Here is a 17,934-nt window from a genome sequence, read left to right as displayed (position 1 = left end):
TTCGTGGTCTGACGCGAGAATGGAGGGGTTCAGTTCAGTCGGCCAGCGGTGTCCGCAGGCGGCGGCCCAGCAGGATGACGCTGACGAACGAGACGACGCACATGGCCGCCAGATAGATCGAGATCGGCGTCCGCGACTGGTAGTGGGCGAACAGGGCCGTGGCGATGATCGGCGCGAAGCCGCCGCCGACGACCGCGCCGATCTGGTAGCCGAGCGACGCGCCCGAATAGCGCACGGACTTGGGGAACAGCTCGGCGAACAGCGCCGCCTGCGGGCCGTACATCAGGGCGATGAAAACCAGCTGCACGGTGATCGCCACGACGACGGCCAACGGCTTGCCGGTCTCGATCAGCGGGAACACCGCGAACGCCCAGGCGCCCGACAGCAGCGCGCCCAGCAGGAAGACGCCGCGTCGCCCCCAGCGGTCCGAGGCCGCGCCGCAGACGAGGAGGACCGGGACCATCACCAGGCTGCCCGCCATCACGGCGAACAGCAAAAGGTCGCGATCCAGGCCCAGCGTCGTCGCGCCATAGGCCACCGCGTAGGTGATGGCGATGTAGAAGCAGGTGTTGTTGGCGACGAACGCGCCGCCGGCCAGCAGGATCTCGCGCCAGTGGCCCAGGGCGGCTTCGGCCAACGGCGAGCGGCGCGGGGCGATGGGCGTCGTCGTCTCGGCGACGGCTCCGGCCGGCGGCTCGGAAACGCCGAAATGGACGACCAGGCTGATGACGATCAGCAGGATGCTGACCAAAAACCCGATCCGCCAGGTCCAGGCGATGAACGCCCCCTCGGGGCTGAGGGCGCTGACGCCCAGGAACACCAGATTGGCCAGCACCACGCCCATCGGCACGCCCACCTGGACGAAGCTGCCGTAGAAGCCGCGTCGGCCGGGCGGGGCGCTCTCGATCGCCAGCAGGGCCGCGCCGCCCCATTGTCCGCCGACCGCCAGGCCCTGCACGAAGCGCAGCGCCACCAGCAGCAGCGGGGCCCAGACTCCCAGGCGGGCGTAGCCGGGCAGCACGCCGATCAGGGTCGTCGACAACCCCATGACGAACATCGCCAGAACCAGCGCGCGCTTGCGCCCGTGGAGGTCGCCATAGTGTCCGAAGAGCATGCCGCCCAGCGGGCGCGCGACGAAGCCGACCGCGAAGGTGCTGAACGAGGCGATCTGCGCCACGAAGGGCGGGAGGTCGGCCGGGAAGAACAGGTGGGGGAAGATCAGGGCCGCGGCCGTGCCGTAGATGAAGAAGTCGTACCATTCGACCGCCGCGCCGGCCGACGCCATGACGGCGACCTTCAGGCTTGGTCGTCCGCCGGAAACACCCATGGCTGACATTCACTCCCCCGCGTTCTGGATGACGCTTCAGGGGGAAGAGACCATCCGGTCGCCGCGGGTGTCAATCGATTGTACGACAAAAATATATTGATTGTACTCAAGTGAAGGGGATGAGCCCGCGTCGGGCCGCCTGGGCGGTGCGATCAGGTCTACGCCGGCCGGACGAACGACGGCGGCGCGGCGGTGCATCGGCTCGACCCGGCGATCGTGATGTCGGCGCGTTCGGGCGGAGACTTCACGCCGCGACGGTCGGTCGAGTCGCGCCAAGCCCAACGAAACAAGGACTTTCCGTTGGTCGGCCCTGTCCGGTGCCCGGTTTCGCGCGTGGTCGCCGAGCCGCGCGGCGGCTCATAACGCATATGACGTAACGCAATTGGACAAAGATTGTCGTACAATGTTGACAGCGGGGCGAGCTCAGAGGATTGTCCAGCTCAGCCGACAGGAAAAACGTCGGCATCAAATCGGGGAAGGAAATAAGCATGGTCCGTTGGCTTGCGTGCTCGTCCGCTGTCGCCCTCATCGCGGCGATGGCCCCAGGGGCGGCGACCGCTCAAACCGCTCCGGCGGCCAGTGAGGCCAGCAAGACCGAGGGCGCCGTCACCACCTTCGGCGACGTCGTCGTCACCGCCCGCCGCCGCGAGGAGGCCGTGCGCGACGTGCCCTCGACGATCACCGCGCTGGGCATCGACCAKCTCGAGGCCAAGAGCCCGATCGAAGGCGTCGGCGACCTGCTCCAACTGGTGCCGGGCGTGCGCTTCAACAGCCTGCAGAGCGAGAACCTGGCGGAAGTGTCGGTCCGCGGATCGGGCACCCAGCGCGCCACCAGCGCCGACTCGGGCGTGGGCCTGTTCGTCAACGGCGCCTATGTCGGCAGCAGCACCCTTGGCGGCCGCAACTTCAAGCGGATCGACTATTTCGATATCTCGCGGATCGAGGTGCTGGAGGGCCCGCAGGGCGCGCTCTACGGCCGCAACTCCGAATTCGGCACCGTTAACGTCGTCCTGGCCCAGCCGCTGTTCAAGGACACCGGCCGGGTGTCGGCCACCTATACCGACGACCTCAAGCAGGTGCGTCTGGAAGGCGTCGTCAACCAGAAGATCAGCGACACCACGGCCGTCCGCCTGAGCGCCCAGGTCACGGGGCAGGGCGGCGGGATCTACTACAATCCCAACCAGAACAAATACTACGACCACACCGACGGCTACATCGTCCGCGCCCAAATCCGCCACAGCGACGGGCCTCTGGACGTCAACCTGATGTTCGACGCGCAGGACATGAACCTGCCGACCTTCGCCAACCAGTGGGTGATCCCCGCCGGCAAGGTCGCCTATCTGCCGCAGGGCTACACCGGCCCGCGCTACGACATCGGCTCCGACGTCAAGAACGGCCTTCATCAGGTCGAGCGGCGCACGATGTTGATCGCCAACTACCAGCTGGGCTGGGCGACCCTGACCTCGACCTCGATGGTCTCGTTCTCGCGGTCGATGCAGGACTTCGCCGCCGCGGTCGACCTGGCCACCGAGGCCAGCTTCCAGGCCAGGGGCTGGGCCGGCCTCTATCCGCTGGGCGGCACCTCGACCAACGCCAAGGACCAGACGCTCTACCAGGACGTCCACCTGATGGGCGACCTGCACGACGGCGCCCTGCAGTGGCTGACGGGCGTGGAGTTCCTGGCGCAGGACGACACCTATGTCMGCGACGTCGTCACCACCCCCTGCACGGTGACCGCCACCTCGGGCATCTGCGGCGGCACGCCGACCCAGCCGATCTGCTACAAGTTGATCCCGACGGCGCTGAACTGCCCGGCCGTCATCACGGCGGCCTATGGCGGACACCGCGTCGTCCCGTCGGAATACCGCTCGGCGGCGATCTACGGCTCGCTGAAGTACGACGTCGGCCCGTGGTCGCTGAGCGGCGAACTGCGCTATTCCAAGGACAAGAAGACCGCGACCCAGGCCGACTATCGCCTCTACACGAACACGCCGGTCGGGGTGGCCTCGACCTACAAGTTCGACCAGAGCTCGCCCAGCTACGCGGCCACGGTCAGCTATCGGTTCAACCCCTCGACCCTGGCCTACGCCAAGACCGGCACGGGCTATCGAGCGGGCGGCGTGAACAACGGCGCGATCGTCGCCGTGGCCCCGAACCCGCTGCAGCCGACCTACGACAACGAGAACACCACCAGCTACGAAGTCGGGGTGAAGTCGACGATCGCCCGCGCCGTGTTCCTGCGCCTCTCGGCCTACACCTCGCGGACCTCCGACGCGATCGCCAGTGTTTCCGACGGCTGCACGGTCGCCAACGCCTGCCTGCAGGCCGGCCAGAACTTCAACCTGAACGCCGGCACCGCCGAGGTGAAGGGCATCGAGGCGGCCCTGGACGCGGCCTTCAAGGTCGGCCCGGGTCGTCTGACGGTCGGCCTCAACGCCGCCAACCAGAGCGCCAAGTACATCAAGGTGAAGACCGCCCCCGGCGCGCCGATCCTGAACAGCTCGATCGCGCAGACGCCCGACTGGACGATGTCGGCGAACCTGAACTACCGCCAGCCGATCGTCCAAGGCGTGTCGGGCTTCGTCAACGTCGCCTACAACGGCTCGCGCGGCGGCGGCCAGGACACGGTGACCGCGTCCGCGCCGTTCATCCCGCTGGAGGACATCGACAACGTCGACCTGCGCTTCGGCGCCGACTATCGCCGCACGGAAATCGCGGTGTTCGTGAAGAACCTCACCGACCAGGTGATCCCGATCCTGAAGCTGCAGCAGGTCGATATCCCGCTGGCCAACCGTTACAGCCGCCCGCGCACCTTCGGCGTGAGCGCGACCTACCGCTGGTAATTCCCCGACCGGATCGCCGTCGTCGAGCTTAGGTGCGGCGGCGATCCGGACCTTGTCCGCTTACCTCATGAACTGCGCCCGCCCGGCCTTGGCCGAGCGGGCGTTTCTTTTAGATCAGCGCCGAATAGATCAGCGTCTTCAGTTCGCGGCGGATCGGATACAGCATCGACGGGCTGAGCTGGGTCATGAAGACCATGTGGATCTTCTCGACCGGGTCGACGAAGAAGGCGGTCGTGAACATGCCGCCCCAGTAGTATTCGCCGGGCGAACCCGGGATCATCGCCTTGGCCACGTCCTGGGTGACCGCGAAACCCAGGCCGAAGCCGACGCCGGCGTTCGTCGTCTCGCTGAACAGCGACTTGGACAGGCTCGCCAGGTCCGACTTGCCCGGCAGGTGGTTCATCGTCATCAGCTCGACGGTCTTGCGGCCCAGGATGCGGACGCCGTCCAGTTCCCCGCCGTTGGCCAGCATCAGGCAGAAGCGGTAATAGTCCAGGGCGGTCGAGGCCAGGCCGCCGCCGCCCGAGACCAGCTTGGGCTGGCGCAGCCAGACGCTTTCCGCACCCCGATCGTACATCACCCGTCCGAGGTCGGGACCGGCCCAGACATAGCAGTCGGTCAGCCGGTCGGCCTTGCCTTCCGGCACGACGAAGGCGGTGTCGTGCATCTTCAGCGGCGTGAAGATCTTCTCGTCCAGGAAGCGGTCCAGCGGCATGCCCGACACCCGCTGGACGACCGCGCCCAGCACGTCGGTCGAGACCGAATAGTTCCAGGCCTGGCCCGGCGAGAACTCCAGCGGCGTCCTGGCCAGGTCGGCGATGAAGCCGTCCAGGTCGTGCTCGCCGTACCAGTTCTCGACGGGGCCGGCGTTGGACCTGGTCGCCCGATAGGCCGCGTCGACATTGCTGCGGTTCTGGAAGCCGTAGGTCAGGCCCGAGGTGTGGCGCAGCAGGTCCAGCATGCGCATCGGCTCGGCGGGGGCCTTGGTCAGGAACGGCACGCCCGCGCCGCCGCCGTTATAGACGCCCACGTCCTTGAACTCGGGCAGGATGTCGGCGACGGGGGTGTCGACCGCCACCTTGCCTTCCTCGACCAGCATCATGAAGGCCACCGAGGTGATCGGCTTGGTCATGCTGGCGATGCGGAAGATCGAGCCTTCGTCGATCGCCTTGGCCGATCCCTCGCGCGCCGCGCCCTGGCTGCTGAAGTGGGCGATCTCGCCGTCGCGGCTGATCAGGATCTGGGCGTGGGGCAGCTTGCCGGAGTCCAGGTACCGTTCCTTCAGGAACGCATCGATGCGACCGAGCCTGGCGGCGTCGAAGCCGTGTTTCCCGCGTGAAGTCATCCGTAACGCTCTCCCATCCTTACGTTTCTTGCCCGGCGCTTCAGGTGGAAGGACGCGGGTTTGGTCTTGTGGATTTTGTATCACCACAGGCAAAAGATTGTCGTACAAAAGTTTTGACAACGCCCTCCGGCCAGCCGATGAAAAGGGGCTTGGTCGCACAAGAAGAAGCGCCGCGCGAGCCGTCGTCGCGACGCCGGGCCAAGCCTTGGGGACGGGACAGGCCGGGCATGATCGAACTCTACCATTGCGTCGACACGCGCTCCTTCCGCGCCCTCTGGGCCCTGGAGGAGATGGAGCTGGACTACCGTCTGCACGTGCTGCCGTTCCCGCCGCGGGTGCTGGCGCCCGGCTATCTGGCGACGAACCCGCTGGGCACGGTCCCGCTGCTGGTCGACGGCGAGGTGCGGATGACCGAGTCCGCCGCCATCCCGCAATATCTGGCCACGCGATACGGGCCGACGCCGTTGGCCGTCGGCGTGGACGAACCCGACTACGGCCTGTGGCTGGACTGGCTGCATCGTAGCGAGGCGACGCTGACGTTCCCGCAGACGATCGTGCTGCGCTACACCCGGCTGGAGCCGGAGGAGCGCCGGCTGAAGCAGGCGGCCGACGACTACGCCCAGTGGTTCCTGTCGCGTCTGCGCCATCTGACCCGCGCCCTGGCCGACCGCGAATGGCTGTGCGCCGGGCGCTTCACCATGGCCGACCTGTGCGTCGGCTTCGCCCTGATGTCCGCCAGCGACCTGGGCCTGGACCACAAGTTCAGTCCCGAGATTTCGGCCTACTGGGACCGGCTGGCCGCCCGGTCCGCCTTCATCGCCGCCAAGGCCGCGCAGGACCGCGCCTAGCCCTTCCTGACGCCTTTCCCCGACCGTGAGGACCATCATGACCGACGAGACGCGCGCGCCGACCCCGAGCCCCGCCTACGCCCGCCTGGTGCTGGCGATGCTGCTGGTGGTCTACACCTTCAACTGGCTGGATCGGCAGATCCTGGGCATCCTGGCGCCGGTGATCAAGGCGGACCTGGGCCTGAGCAACACCCAGCTCGGCGCGCTGGGCGGAATCGCCTTCGCCGCGCTCTACTCGACCCTGGCGATCCCGCTGGCCCTGGTCGCCGACCGCACCAGCCGCAGCTGGGTGATCACCGGGGCGCTGGTGGTCTGGAGCGGGTTCACCGCCCTGTGCGGGTTCGCGGGCGGGTTCTGGCAGCTGTTCCTGTTCCGCCTGGGCGTCGGGGTGGGCGAGGCGGGCGGCGTCGCGCCCAGCTATGCGTTGATCTCGCAGTATTTCCCACCCGAGCGCCGGGCGCGGGCGATGAGCGTCTATTCGATGGGCATCCCGGTCGGCCTGGCCCTGGGCGTGCTGTTCGGGGCGGCGATCGCCAAGGCGGTCGACTGGCGCGCGGCCTTCGTCGTCATCGGCCTGGCCGGCGTCGTGATCGCGCCGATCTTCCGGCTGGTGGTCAAGGAGCCGCCGCGCGTGGCGACGCCCGGCGGCCACGCGCCGGTGGGCGCGGTGTTCGCCACCCTGGCCCGCAAGCCCAGCTTCTGGTTGCTGGCCTTCGCGGCGGCGGCCAGCAGCACGGCGGGCTATGGCCTGGCCTTCTGGGTGCCCTCGATCCTGATCCAGGCCTACGGCTTCGACCTGACCGCCACCTCGTGGTTCTACGGCTCGCTGCTGCTGGCGGGCGGGACCACGGGCGTCTATCTCGGCGGCGTGCTGGCCGACAGGCTGGGCCGGGCCGATCGCGGCGCCTACGCCCGGGTCTCGTCGTTCGCCTGGCTGGTCACCGCGCCGCTGTTCGTGGCGGGGCTGATGTCGCCGTCGCCGGTGATGGCGTGGCTGTTCCTGCTGATCCCCAACGCGCTGAACATCCTGTTCGTCGGGCCGCTGACCACGGCGGCCCAGCACCTGGTGCCGCCGTCCATGCGGGCGACGGCGGCGGCCTGCTTCCTGTTCATCAACAACCTGATCGGCATCGGCGCCGGATCGTGGCTGCTGGGCGGGATCAGCGATGTCATGAAGCCGCGGTTCGGCGACGAGGCCCTGCGCTACTCGGCGGTGGCCTTGGTGAGCCTGTACCTGGTCGCGGCGCTCCTGGCCCTGTTCGCGGTGAGGCCGTTGCGCGAGGACTGGGTGGAGGAAGGGGCCTCTGAATCCCCTCTCTCTTAGAGAGAGGGAGGGGCCCGCCGCGAAGCGGTGGGAGGGTGAGTGGTTACAGCGCGTCAGAATAAAGCTCTGACGCGGACACCAGTCGCCTCCACGGTGGAGGTTCGACTTCGCTCTTGAAGACGCTTAGCGAAACGGCTGTGGGTTTACCGGTGGGCGGAGAAACCTCTCACCCTCCCACCGCCTGCGGCGGCGGGCCCCTCCCTCTCTCTTTGAGAGAGGGGGTTAGTTCCCGTACGTCGCCCGCAGCGTCAGCTTGTCGATCTTCCCCGTCGCCGCCAGTGGCATGGCGGGCAGGCGGACGACGGCGTCGGGAATCCACCACGAGGCGATCCTGCCGCGCAGGGCGTCGAGCAGGGCCTGGTCGGTGATCTGCGCCCCATCGCGCAGCTCGACCAGCAGCAGCGGCCGCTCGCTCCACTTGGCGTCGGCCTTGCCGATTACCGCCGCCAAGGAGACCTCGGGCAGGGCGCAGATCAGGGCCTCGATCTCGGACGGGTTGATCCATTCGCCGCCCGACTTGATCAGGTCCTTGGCGCGCCCGGTGATCATCAGGTTGCCCTTGCGGTCGATTTTCGCGAGGTCGCCCGTGTCGAACCAGCCGTCGGCGTTGGTCGCCGGCTGCTCCTGGCCGAAATAGCGCTCGATCACGGCGGCGCCGCGCACGTGCAGGCGGCCTTCCTGGTCGCGCTGGTCGGCCAGGGGGGCGCCGGTCTCGTCCATCAGCATCAGGTCCACGCCCAGGGCCGGCCGACCGGACACCGAGGCCCGGCCGTCGATGTCGCCCAGGGTGCTGAACACGCCGACCGGCGACAGCTCGGTCATGCCCCAGCTGTTCTGGACGGTGACGCCCAGCTGACGCTCCAGTCGCTCCATCAGGGCCGGCGGCGTCTGGGCGCCGCCCAGGATGATCCGCGTCAGCGAGGGCAGGGCGGCGCCGGTGGCGTCCAGATGCTCGCACAGGCCCAGGAACACCGTCGGCACGCCCACGGCCACCGTGACGCCCTCGGCGGCGATCAGGCGGGCCAGGCTGGCGCCGTCGGTGTGGCGACCCGGCAGGACCAGCTTGCTGCCCGCCGCCGGCGCCGCGAACGGCAGGCCCCAGGCGTTGGCGTGGAACAGCGGCACGACGGGCAGGATGACGTCGTCGACCCGCGCGGCCAGCACGTCGGCCGCCAGCATCTTCAGCGTGTGCAGGAAGCTGGAACGGTGGGTGTAGGTCACGCCCTTGGGCGCGCCGGTCGAGCCCGAGGTGAAGCACAGGCCCGACGGCGAAGTCTCGTCGAACCGGCCCCAAGGCACGTCGCCCTCGGCGGCGGCGAGCAGGTCGTCCAGGGTCTCGACGACGGCGCGCGGGTGGCGGGTCGCGGCCGCGCCGTCGATGATCAGCACGTGCTCGACGCCGGCGGCGTGGTCGGCGACCTCCAGGGCCAGCTTGGCGAGGTCGGCGCTGGCGATCACGATCCGGGCGCCCGACTGGTCCAGCATCCAGGCCAGCTGGACGGCGGTCAGGCGCGGGTTGAGCGTGTGGCAGACCGCGCCCATGCCCATGATGCCGAACCAGGCCTCCATGTGCGCCTGGGTGTTCCAGGCCAGGGTGGCGACCCGCTGGCCGGCCGTGACGCCGAACCCGGCGAGCACAGCCGAGACCTGCTTGGCGCGCTCGCGCAGTCCCGCATAGGTGATCCGGGCGTTGTCCTGGCCTTCGCGGGCCGTCACGACCTCGGTGTCGCAATGCCACTTGGCGGCGTGGTCGAGGATCGCGTCGAGCGTGAGGGAGAAGGTCTGAATGCTGCCGTCGATCACTGGGTCGTCATCCTGCAAGGCATAGGGGTGGGGATGGGCCGCTCCGTCTTCGGAGGACCTCCCGGTTCAGAATGGGTTGGAGCGCCTGGGCGCGGACGCTAGCCGATGACCTTCATCAGCCTCAGCCACAGCTGCTGGTCGAAGTCGGCGTCGTTGGTGGCCGCGCCGGTGCGGACGACCACCAGCTTGCGGCTGGGCACGACATAAAGCCGACGGTCGAAGGCGCCGAGCGCGCCCACCAGGTCGGCCGGAGCCGCCGGGATCAGCTGGCCCTCGCGGCGGCCCGCCTGGGCGCGCAGGGTGTAGTCGGCGCCGTTCAGCCACCACAGGCGGCCATAGGCCGGATTGGCGGCCGACCGGGTGAACAGAGCGTCCAGCTGGGCCTTGGAGACCACGCGCTTGCCGTCCTCGGCGACGCCGCCGTGCAGCACCATCAGGCCGAAGCGCGCGACGTCGTGCGGGGTGGTGACCAGGCCGGTGGCGTTGCCGACCGAGGCCAGGGCCGCCGGACGCTGGCGCCAGGCGGTGTCCTTCATGCCGGTCGGGCCGGTCAGCCAGTCGTGGGTGATCGTCTCCAGCGGCTGGCCGGCGGCGGCCGCGACGATGCGCTTGGTCATCGCGTAGACGGGCGTGTTGTAGAAGAAGGTCGAGCCGGGCGGCGCGACGTAGCCGAACTGCTCGTTCAGGCCCGAACTCATCGTCATCACGTCGATGACCCGGATGGACGCCTCCTGCTCGGGCGTGGCCTTGGACCAGCCCGCGCCCAGGTACTTGGAGACGGGGGACTGGATGTCGAGCAGGCCCTTGTCGATCGCGATGGCCGCCAGGATCGCCACGAAGCTCTTCTGCTGCGAGGCGACGTCCTCCAGCAGCGTCCCGTCCGGCGCGGGGCCGTAGAGGAAGTTGGCGAACATACGGTCGTCCTGCGGAGCGGACCAGGTCTGGTCGACCAGGGTCTTTCCGTCCTCGATGACGACGAAGCCCGTGCTGTTGTGATCGTGCAGGTAGTCCAGCAGGGCCTGCATGTCCGGCGACGGGGCCGCTGCGTGGAGCGCGGGGGCGGCGCCGGGAGCCGCGCCGGGAGTCGCGCAAGCGACGGGACCGGCGGCGAGGGCGCAGACGGCGGTCGCCGCGACCAGGCGGAGCAGAGTGTTCCGCATCAACTGGGCTTCCGTTTGGCGGGCGCGCGGCGCTTGGGCGCGGGCGCCGGTTCCGCGAGCGGGGTCTCGGAGATCAGGCGCGGCCCTCGGGCCAGCATGATGCGGGCGACCTCGCCTTGCATGAAGTAGAGGATGTCGCGCGCCGACTGGCTGGCCCGGTCGGCGTCGCGATCGACCAGCGCGGCGCGCACGCGCCGCCAGTGCTCGTAGGGGCCCGGCCCGTTGGCGTTGATCGCCAGGGCCAGGTACGAGAAGTGGAAGCGCGTCTTGCGGCGAACGGCCTCGATCATGCGCTGGCCGTCGGCGCTGGCGCAGCTGGTCATGTCGCCGAAGATCGATTCACTGACCTCCATGATCTGTTCGGCCGGGGCCTTGGCCTCGGCGTCGGCCAGAAGGCGGTCGATCTTGGTCAGCATGCCGCGGATCAGGGTGTCGGATGCCCGCAGGCAGGCGAAGCGCGCCGCCATGCCGTAGAGCGCGGCGCGGACCTCGTAGAGGTCGAAGACCTCCTCGACGGTGGTCGCCGAGACGCGCGCCCCCCGGTTCTCCTCGATCTCGATCAGGCCGTCGTCGGCGAGGGTCCGCAGGGCGCGGCGGACGATCGAGCGCCCCACACCGAATTCGCTGCAGAGCTTGACTTCGCGAAGCCATTCGCCGGGCGCGAGCTCGCTCTTCTGGATGCGGGCGCGCAGGGTCTGGGCCAGGTCGTCGGCGGTCGGGACCGAGCTCGCGGCCGCGTCCTTCACCTTGGACTTGCCCGATGTTTTCACTGTGGCTGCCAAAGACGTTTCCTCACACGGACTCGTTGCGCTTCACCGAGAGCCTGCCAGTTCCGTACGCCTTCATTCCTATTTCGCGCCGAACAGGGCGGCAAGCGTTTTGTCGTGCTGCATGTGAAGATTGTTGTACAATATCGAAATCTGGTCTGGCGATCGGAAAGCTCGGAATAACAGTCCTGTCGGGGCGGATTCTCGTGGGAATCCGGTCCGCGGCCAGCACGCCGAGTGTCGTCGCGAGGCTTTCGGGAGCGGTTTGGAACTTGGCGTCCGCGCTGTCCCGGCGGTCGCGATTCTGGCCAGGCCCAAGCGGAGCAGTGGCGCGCCGGTGCGACTTGGAGGCGTGGGCGGTCACGAGGGCTGTCCGGGCGCGCCCGGACGTGAGCGGCAATTGCGCAGCTTGTTTATAACTATTTGTATTTATGCGGAATTTCTTCGACAAGATTCCTAAAGGTTGTGACGATTTTGCAATAATCGAATAAGTAGCGCTTGTCCATTGACTCGACAATTAAGCCGCGATTTAGTGCGCGCACCCAACCAGAAGGTGTGAGCCAATGCCGACTTATAATTGGAACCTGAACGCCACCGTTCAAATCCAGACCGTGGTGTCTTCCCAGGGCAGTTCGACGAACAACGTCGCGACCGTGAACATCATTTCCGCCGGCCAGACCCTGTGGACCACGACGCTGATCCAGACGTCCAACGTCGGCGTCGTCGGGGGTGACCTCATCATCGGCACCGGGGCCGCGGCCACGGTGATCTACGCCGGCAGCAACTTCACCCTGACCGTGCCGACCTCCCTGACGGGCGGCAGCAACGCCGCCGCCATCACCTTCGGCGCGCCCAATGAGCCGAAGCACGACTACAACGGCCTTGTCGCCAGCTGGACCCTGACCTCGACCTGACGGCTTGAATGCTTCGCTTCAGCGTTCTGGCGCTGGTCTTTGTGTTCTATTCGGGGGCGCTGGCCCGGGCTCAAGATTGGTCCGGCCAGCGCGACATCTCCGGATTGACCATCGACTACGCCGTCAGCGGCGCTGTCGCGCAGGTCGGCGTCAAGCTGACCCTGAACGGCCAATTCGTCGATGAAGCCGTCCTCACCTACACCGCCCCGACGCACAACTTCTCGGTGGCGGCCAATGGGATGAGCGCCAGCGGCGCCATCAGCCTAGCGGTCGTTCAGGATCCCAGCCCGTCGAGCGTGGTCGGAGACTTCAGCGTGGTGGACGCCACGGGCAAGAGCGTTCCGTTCAAGGGTGACGTCGTGTCCTGGACGGCGCCGGCTAATCTGGAGCTGTTTCGCGTCAACTACAATCTAACGGGAAATCTTAGCGCCAGGACGATTGTACTGAACGGCGCGCGTTACGGAGCCCAAGTCGATTACTTGACGGGTGAGACGTTGCTCTACAGCAGCTTTCTGTTGCCGTCGTCGAATGTATCCGTGACGCCTTTCGACCTGGTGATCGGCGATCTGAAAATGAACAAGGGCGCGCAGCTGACTCTGACGCCGCCCTCGAACCTATCGAACGGCATGGTCGTCCTGGACTGCACTTTCTCGTCCGTGACGATCCCGCCGACAAGATTCACCGGTGCGATCGCCTTCTGGCCGCTTCAGGGGGTGCTCCCGATGCAGCAGGACGGCGCCATCGTCGGAGATCCAAAAGATGTCGGTTCAATTCGAGCAAGTTTTCGGGTCCGACCTCTATCAAGTCGCTGGCGGCGGCTCGACCGGCTGGTGCGGCTACATGTTCCCGCCCGCTGGCGGCAACCCCAACAAGCCGATCTCGCTGGATGAGGCGCTGAACGTCTACGGCGGGTCGTTCGTCTACGCACCGCTGGCGCCCGGCTTCGCCGACACGGACACCGCCAACACCTTCGTCGGGACGGTCCAGGCCTGGCTGGCAAACGGCAACACCTTCTTCGGCCGGTACTTCGTCTGGATGCCGCGCGCGGGGACCCAGCCGGTGTTCGGCACGCCGACCTATTCGTCGACCGGCTCCAGCGGCTTCGCCTTCGCGTTCTCGCAGCAGGCGGGCGGATGGACGGTGCAGAGCCCGTTCAACGCCCTGGTCGGCCTCAACATGTGGCTGTCCATCGCGCAGGGCGTCTTCATCTCGGCGCCAGGCGACGCCCTGCAGTTCTACGGCCCGCAGGATCCCGGCATCAGCTACCGGTCGCCCCAGGCGCTGCAACTGACCGTCCCCTCCGACTACGCCTTCATCCCCCTGACGGGGAACATGTCCGGCTGCTTCGTGCTGGAGGGCGGCATGACCGTCTCCAGCCAGCTCGGCGGCTTCCTGATCGGCATGCAGTACGCCTACGGCCAGGCCTCGGGCGGCGACGTGGTGCAGCAGTTCGAGCTGCTGGACGTGACCAATACGCCCAGCCTGGGCTACGTGGCGGCGTTCGACCCGCTCGACCCGTTTTGCACCGGCCCGGCCTCGAACCCGGCGACGGGGATCTATCGCACGATCATCGCCGCGGCCCCGGGGACCTCGGCCCTGGCCAGCCTGTTCCGGACGGTCAACAACGACCCCGTCACCCTGACGCCGCGCAGCGCCGCCGTCCTCCCGACGGGCCCCACGCCCCAGGACGGGGGCTTCATCTTCCAGCCCGTCGGCCCGCTGCAGATCGGGGCCAACCTGCTGCCGGTCCAGGCGAACGTCTACATGACCGTGGCGGGCGACTACCTGACCGGCGCGGCGGGGACGAGCGGGGCCGTGGTCCTGATCCCGGGCCTGGCCGGCACCGAGAACTTCGCCCTGAGCCCGGTCGGCGCGGCGTCCGTGGACGCGCTGCGGTTCGTCGGGATCTCCCCGGCCTACACGCCGCAGTTCCCCCTGCCGCCGTCGGACATCGCCAACCCGACCACCGGCAAGGCCCAGCCGACGCTGCCGGTCACCGATCCCCCGACCTACATCACCAGCTGGGCGCAGGTGGTCCCCGGGCAGGGCGACGCGCCGACCTACAGCGCCCAGCCGCAAGGCAACGCCCTCTACGGTCCGGGCGGGGCGTTCAGCGCCAACAGCAAGACCGTGGCCGGAGCCCTGCGGCCGACCACGCCCATCGGCGCCGTGGATTTCCCGATCGTCGCCTGGGTCGGCGCCTCGGGGGCGATCCCCGTGGCCGGCTGGAGCGAGTATGAGAGCAAGGTCCTCAGCGCCACCCGGCGCAACGCCCTGCAGAGCCTGGCGCGCGGCCAGGTCCACGCCGCCAAGGCGCTGCGCGCCACCCAGCTGGCGGCGCTGGGCGCGGGCGCCGACGCGCCCATCGTCCCGAACGGCACGACGCCGCAAGGGCTTCTGGCCCAACTGGACCAGAGCGGCGGCCACGCCAACTACGAGGCGGTGATCCTGGCCCAGTCCAACAATCTGGGCGATCCCACCTCGCAGATGTCGTTCCGCAACGTCGACGCCGTGCTGCAGGGCCTGTTCCAGACCAACCAGTTGTTCGCGGTCATCACCAATCCGACGCATCTGGGCCAGTTCGCCAACGTCGTCGACATCGCCGGCTGGAAGATGGAGGCCAATGTCGGCGCCAAGTCCGCCTCGTCCAACGTCAGCAACGTCATGATCATGAAGTTCTGCGAGGGGAAGTTGAGCGACCTGGTCAACAAGCCCAGCGCCTGGACCGACCCGGACGACTTCTCCAACCCCGATCCCAACATCGGCGTCGCGGTGCTGTCCCAAGCCCTGAAGGAGTATATCGGCATCGCGCTGAAGGCCGCCCAGGGCGGCAACACGCTCTACGCCAACTTCGCCAGCATCGTCACCAACCCCGAATGGCGGGGCATCCTGGTGCTGGGCGCCGACATCAATCCCACCGACTTGCCGCCGCAGCTGGCGGGCTTGGCCGCCGGGATCAACTTCACCAATTTCCGCGCCCACCACTTCGGCGTCTCGGTCAGCCCGGTCAGCTACGACGGGACGACCCTGAAGATCCCCGGCGCCAGCAGCCTGTTCGGCCTGGTGGACTACCAGCTGCCCGCCTTCGCCCAGAGCGTGGCCGGCGGCGCGCCGCCCACCTTGCCCCTGGCCCTGCCGTCGTCCGGACCCTACAACTTCACGGTCCTGCAGCTGCAGAGCCTGTTCGAGAACAGCGCCCTGGTCGACTTCCGCAGCCACGTCCAGGTCACCACCAACGTGCTGTTCGGCTCGGCGGTCACCGCCTCGTTCTTCAACGCCACGCGCCAGGCGGCCAACAGCGTGGTCCTGACCGGCTACTACCAGAGCGAGGGCGGGCAGGGGACCTACCTGTTCGAGAGCGACCTGCCGACTGTGATGGTGACCGACAGCAACGTGCTGCGGTCCGTCCTGGTCTCGAAGGTGGTCTTCAACACCCTTACCAACAACGACAACGGCACGCCGCCCAGCATCCTGAGCCGGATCCTGATCACGGGCAGCTTCAACTTCGCCGTCCTGATGAGCCAGCAGAACACCGCGTTCGACCTGATGTCCTACGGCATGGCGGCCGACGCCCCGGCGGCCACCGCCACCGGCGGGCTGACGTTCTCGAACCTGTACATCGACATGGCCTCGCCCGTCGCCAGCCCCAACGTGACCACCTACACGATCGTCGAGGACAACCTGGCGTTCGACCTGGCCAACAGCGTGCTGCGCGCGGGCAGCGTGGTCTCGGGCCTGACCTTGCAGCCCCAGGCCTTCCTGGTGTCGGCGGCCGGCACGACGCCCGCCGCGCGCGGCTTCCTGCCCGTGGTGCTGGACGAGGGCGCGCCGCCGCAGACGGCCGTGACCAAGGCCTGGTACGGCGTCTCGTGCCTGATCAACATGGGCGGCCCGGGCGCGCTAGCCTCGGCGGCGGGCTTCAACTCGACCCTGCTGATGGCCTGGAGCCCGCAGACCCCGCAGAGCGCCACCAGCTACGCCGCCTTCGCCGGCCTGCAACTGCCTGGGGCCGCGCCGGGCGCCAGCGCCTTCAGCCTGCAGGGCGTCGTCAACCTGAAGGTCGACACCATCTCGCTGTCGCTGGYCCCGGTGGCCGGCGGCGGGGCCGACGCCTTCACCCTGAGGCTCAGCGACATCTCGCTCAGCTTCCTGGGCATCGCCAAGCTGCCGTCGGGATCGAGCATCGACCTGTTCGTGTTCGGCTCGCCGGACGGCAAGGGCGCCCTGGGCTGGTACGGCGCCCTGATCGAGGACCAGGGCAAGTCGACCGCGCTCGTCGAGGGAGTTTCGGCATGACCCGGGTCCTGTACTGGAACATCGAAAACTTCGCGATCAACAAGATCCAGAACCCCAGCACCAAGAAGCGCCAGCGGGGCGGGGCGATCAAGGTCGACCAGTCCTCGGCGCAACGCCTCACCTACATCTCCCGGCATGTGACGGAGACGGACCCGGACATCTTCGTCGTCGTCGAGATCGAGACGCCCTACAACAACAACCGTGGCGTCCTGTGCGGCGGCGGCGGGGCGACCGGCGTCCTGGCGCTGCTGGGCAGCCTGCAGGCGCTGGACGCGAACTGGTGCCTGGTGCCGCCCCTGATCACGGGCAACAAGGAGGCCGTCGCGGTCTATTTCCGCGCCGACCGCGTCACCTTCACGGGGCCGGACCAGTGGAACGGCGGGATCGGTCCGACCGTCCCGAACCTGGCGGTGCCGATGGCCCAGGCCTATCCCGCGCCCTGGAACAACTGCCTGCCCGTGGGGAACTACTCCGCCGCCCGGGTCCAGTTCCCGGGCCTGGTCGGCATGCCGCCGCCCAACGTCAATTTCGGCGTCGGCGTGCGCCATCCCTATCAGACCACCTTCCTCGACGCGGGCGGGCGGACCATCAACATCTTCGCGGTGCACGCCCCGGCCAATTTCGTGGGGGCGACCAATTTCCTGCAGACCATGACGACCATGGCCGCGATCAATTCCGCCGGGGCGGCGAACGAGCTGCGACTGGTGCTGGGCGACTTCAACCTCTCGCTGCTGCGCGTGGCCGACAGCACCTACACCAACTGCTACGCGCCGTTCACCGGCCTGGCCAATCCCTACACGGTGGCGCTGGAGCCGGCCGGGGCGCCGCCGGCCCCGCTGCTCGGCTACAGCGGCTACTTCGCCACCCACATGCGGCCGAGGGGCAACGCGCGGTGCTGGAGCCAGACCGTGTCGCTCGCCTACTATCCCAGCTATTTCTACACCGGCGACAGTCGAGGCTCGGCCACCGAGTCCATCGACAACGTGCTGTACCTGGCCGGTGTGGGCGGCCTGCCGGCCGCGCCTCAGTTGACGGTCATCAACGGCGTCGTCGGCTCGCCCTACGGCAATGTCGGGGCCGATCCCGGCGGCGTCCCGCAAGGGACCCAGGCCTTCAACAAGGAAGTCAACTGGATCTGGGCGGGGCTGAACCCGCAATGGGTCGCGCCGAACTATGAAGCGCCCGACGTCGCGCCCCAGTTCAACCTGGCCAAGGGCGTCCGCGGCTGGTTCCTCGGCTGGGACGTCTACGGGAAAATCCGCAGCACCAGCGACCATCTTCCTTTGTTCTTCAACGGATAGGGGGCG

At 68.1% G+C, this 17,934-nt stretch carries 11 protein-coding genes; 6 read left to right on the top strand and 5 right to left on the bottom strand.

Annotated elements, in window-relative coordinates; all coding sequences use genetic code 11:
- Positions 1-34 precede the first annotated feature (34 nt).
- Entirely contained in the window at positions 35-1,336 is a 1,302-nt protein-coding gene (locus AC1U89_RS05495; RefSeq protein WP_479898726.1) for an MFS transporter, read from the bottom strand.
- Positions 1,337-1,815: 479 nt separating this feature from the next.
- On the opposite strand from AC1U89_RS05495, the gene AC1U89_RS05490 reads away from it, so the two are divergent.
- On the top strand, positions 1,816-4,170 hold the full coding sequence (locus AC1U89_RS05490; protein WP_479898725.1) for a TonB-dependent receptor: 2,355 nt from the start codon (positions 1,816-1,818) through the stop codon (positions 4,168-4,170).
- Between the two features lie 109 nt (positions 4,171-4,279).
- On the opposite strand, the gene AC1U89_RS05485 is transcribed toward AC1U89_RS05490, so the two are convergent.
- The gene (locus tag AC1U89_RS05485; RefSeq protein ID WP_479898724.1) at positions 4,280-5,515 is read right to left on the bottom strand and encodes a serine hydrolase domain-containing protein; all 1,236 of its coding nucleotides are present in this window, start codon (positions 5,513-5,515) and stop codon (positions 4,280-4,282) included.
- 227 nt (positions 5,516-5,742) lie between these two features.
- Between AC1U89_RS05485 and AC1U89_RS05480 the strand changes: the two genes are divergently transcribed.
- Entirely contained in the window at positions 5,743-6,363 is a 621-nt protein-coding gene (locus AC1U89_RS05480) for a glutathione S-transferase family protein (protein ID WP_479898723.1), read from the top strand.
- 37 nt (positions 6,364-6,400) lie between these two features.
- The gene (locus tag AC1U89_RS05475) at positions 6,401-7,687 is read left to right on the top strand and encodes a spinster family MFS transporter (RefSeq protein ID WP_479898722.1); all 1,287 of its coding nucleotides are present in this window, start codon (positions 6,401-6,403) and stop codon (positions 7,685-7,687) included.
- Positions 7,688-7,909: 222 nt separating this feature from the next.
- Here the strand turns inward: AC1U89_RS05475 and AC1U89_RS05470 are convergent, their stop codons facing one another.
- The 3 genes from AC1U89_RS05470 to AC1U89_RS05460 form a co-directional block, all read right to left on the bottom strand.
- Complete coding sequence (locus AC1U89_RS05470; protein ID WP_479898721.1) at positions 7,910-9,490, bottom strand: AMP-binding protein; 1,581 nt, start codon at positions 9,488-9,490, stop codon at positions 7,910-7,912.
- A gap of 98 nt (positions 9,491-9,588) precedes the next feature.
- Positions 9,589-10,650: a serine hydrolase domain-containing protein gene (locus tag AC1U89_RS05465; RefSeq protein ID WP_479898720.1), complete on the bottom strand. Its 1,062-nt coding sequence runs from the start codon at positions 10,648-10,650 to the stop codon at positions 9,589-9,591.
- A complete protein-coding gene (locus tag AC1U89_RS05460; protein ID WP_479898719.1) occupies positions 10,650-11,420 on the bottom strand; it encodes a GntR family transcriptional regulator in 771 nt (256 codons plus the stop codon). The genes AC1U89_RS05465 and AC1U89_RS05460 overlap by 1 nt, the downstream gene beginning before the upstream one ends.
- A 560-nt stretch (positions 11,421-11,980) precedes the next feature.
- Between AC1U89_RS05460 and AC1U89_RS05455 the strand changes: the two genes are divergently transcribed.
- From AC1U89_RS05455 to AC1U89_RS05445, 3 genes are all read left to right on the top strand, one after another.
- Complete coding sequence (locus AC1U89_RS05455) at positions 11,981-12,331, top strand: hypothetical protein (protein WP_479898718.1); 351 nt, start codon at positions 11,981-11,983, stop codon at positions 12,329-12,331.
- A 759-nt stretch (positions 12,332-13,090) separates the two neighbouring features.
- On the top strand, positions 13,091-16,627 hold the full coding sequence (locus tag AC1U89_RS05450; RefSeq protein ID WP_479898717.1) for a CBS domain-containing protein: 3,537 nt from the start codon (positions 13,091-13,093) through the stop codon (positions 16,625-16,627).
- On the top strand, positions 16,624-17,928 hold the full coding sequence (locus tag AC1U89_RS05445) for a hypothetical protein (RefSeq protein ID WP_479898716.1): 1,305 nt from the start codon (positions 16,624-16,626) through the stop codon (positions 17,926-17,928). The genes AC1U89_RS05450 and AC1U89_RS05445 overlap by 4 nt, the downstream gene beginning before the upstream one ends.
- Positions 17,929-17,934 lie beyond the last annotated feature (6 nt).

The sequence above is a fragment of the Caulobacter sp. 05T431 genome, assembly GCF_056665975.1.
The sequence above is the reverse complement of the archived record's forward strand: the minus strand, read 5'-3'. Positions and strand labels throughout refer to the sequence as shown.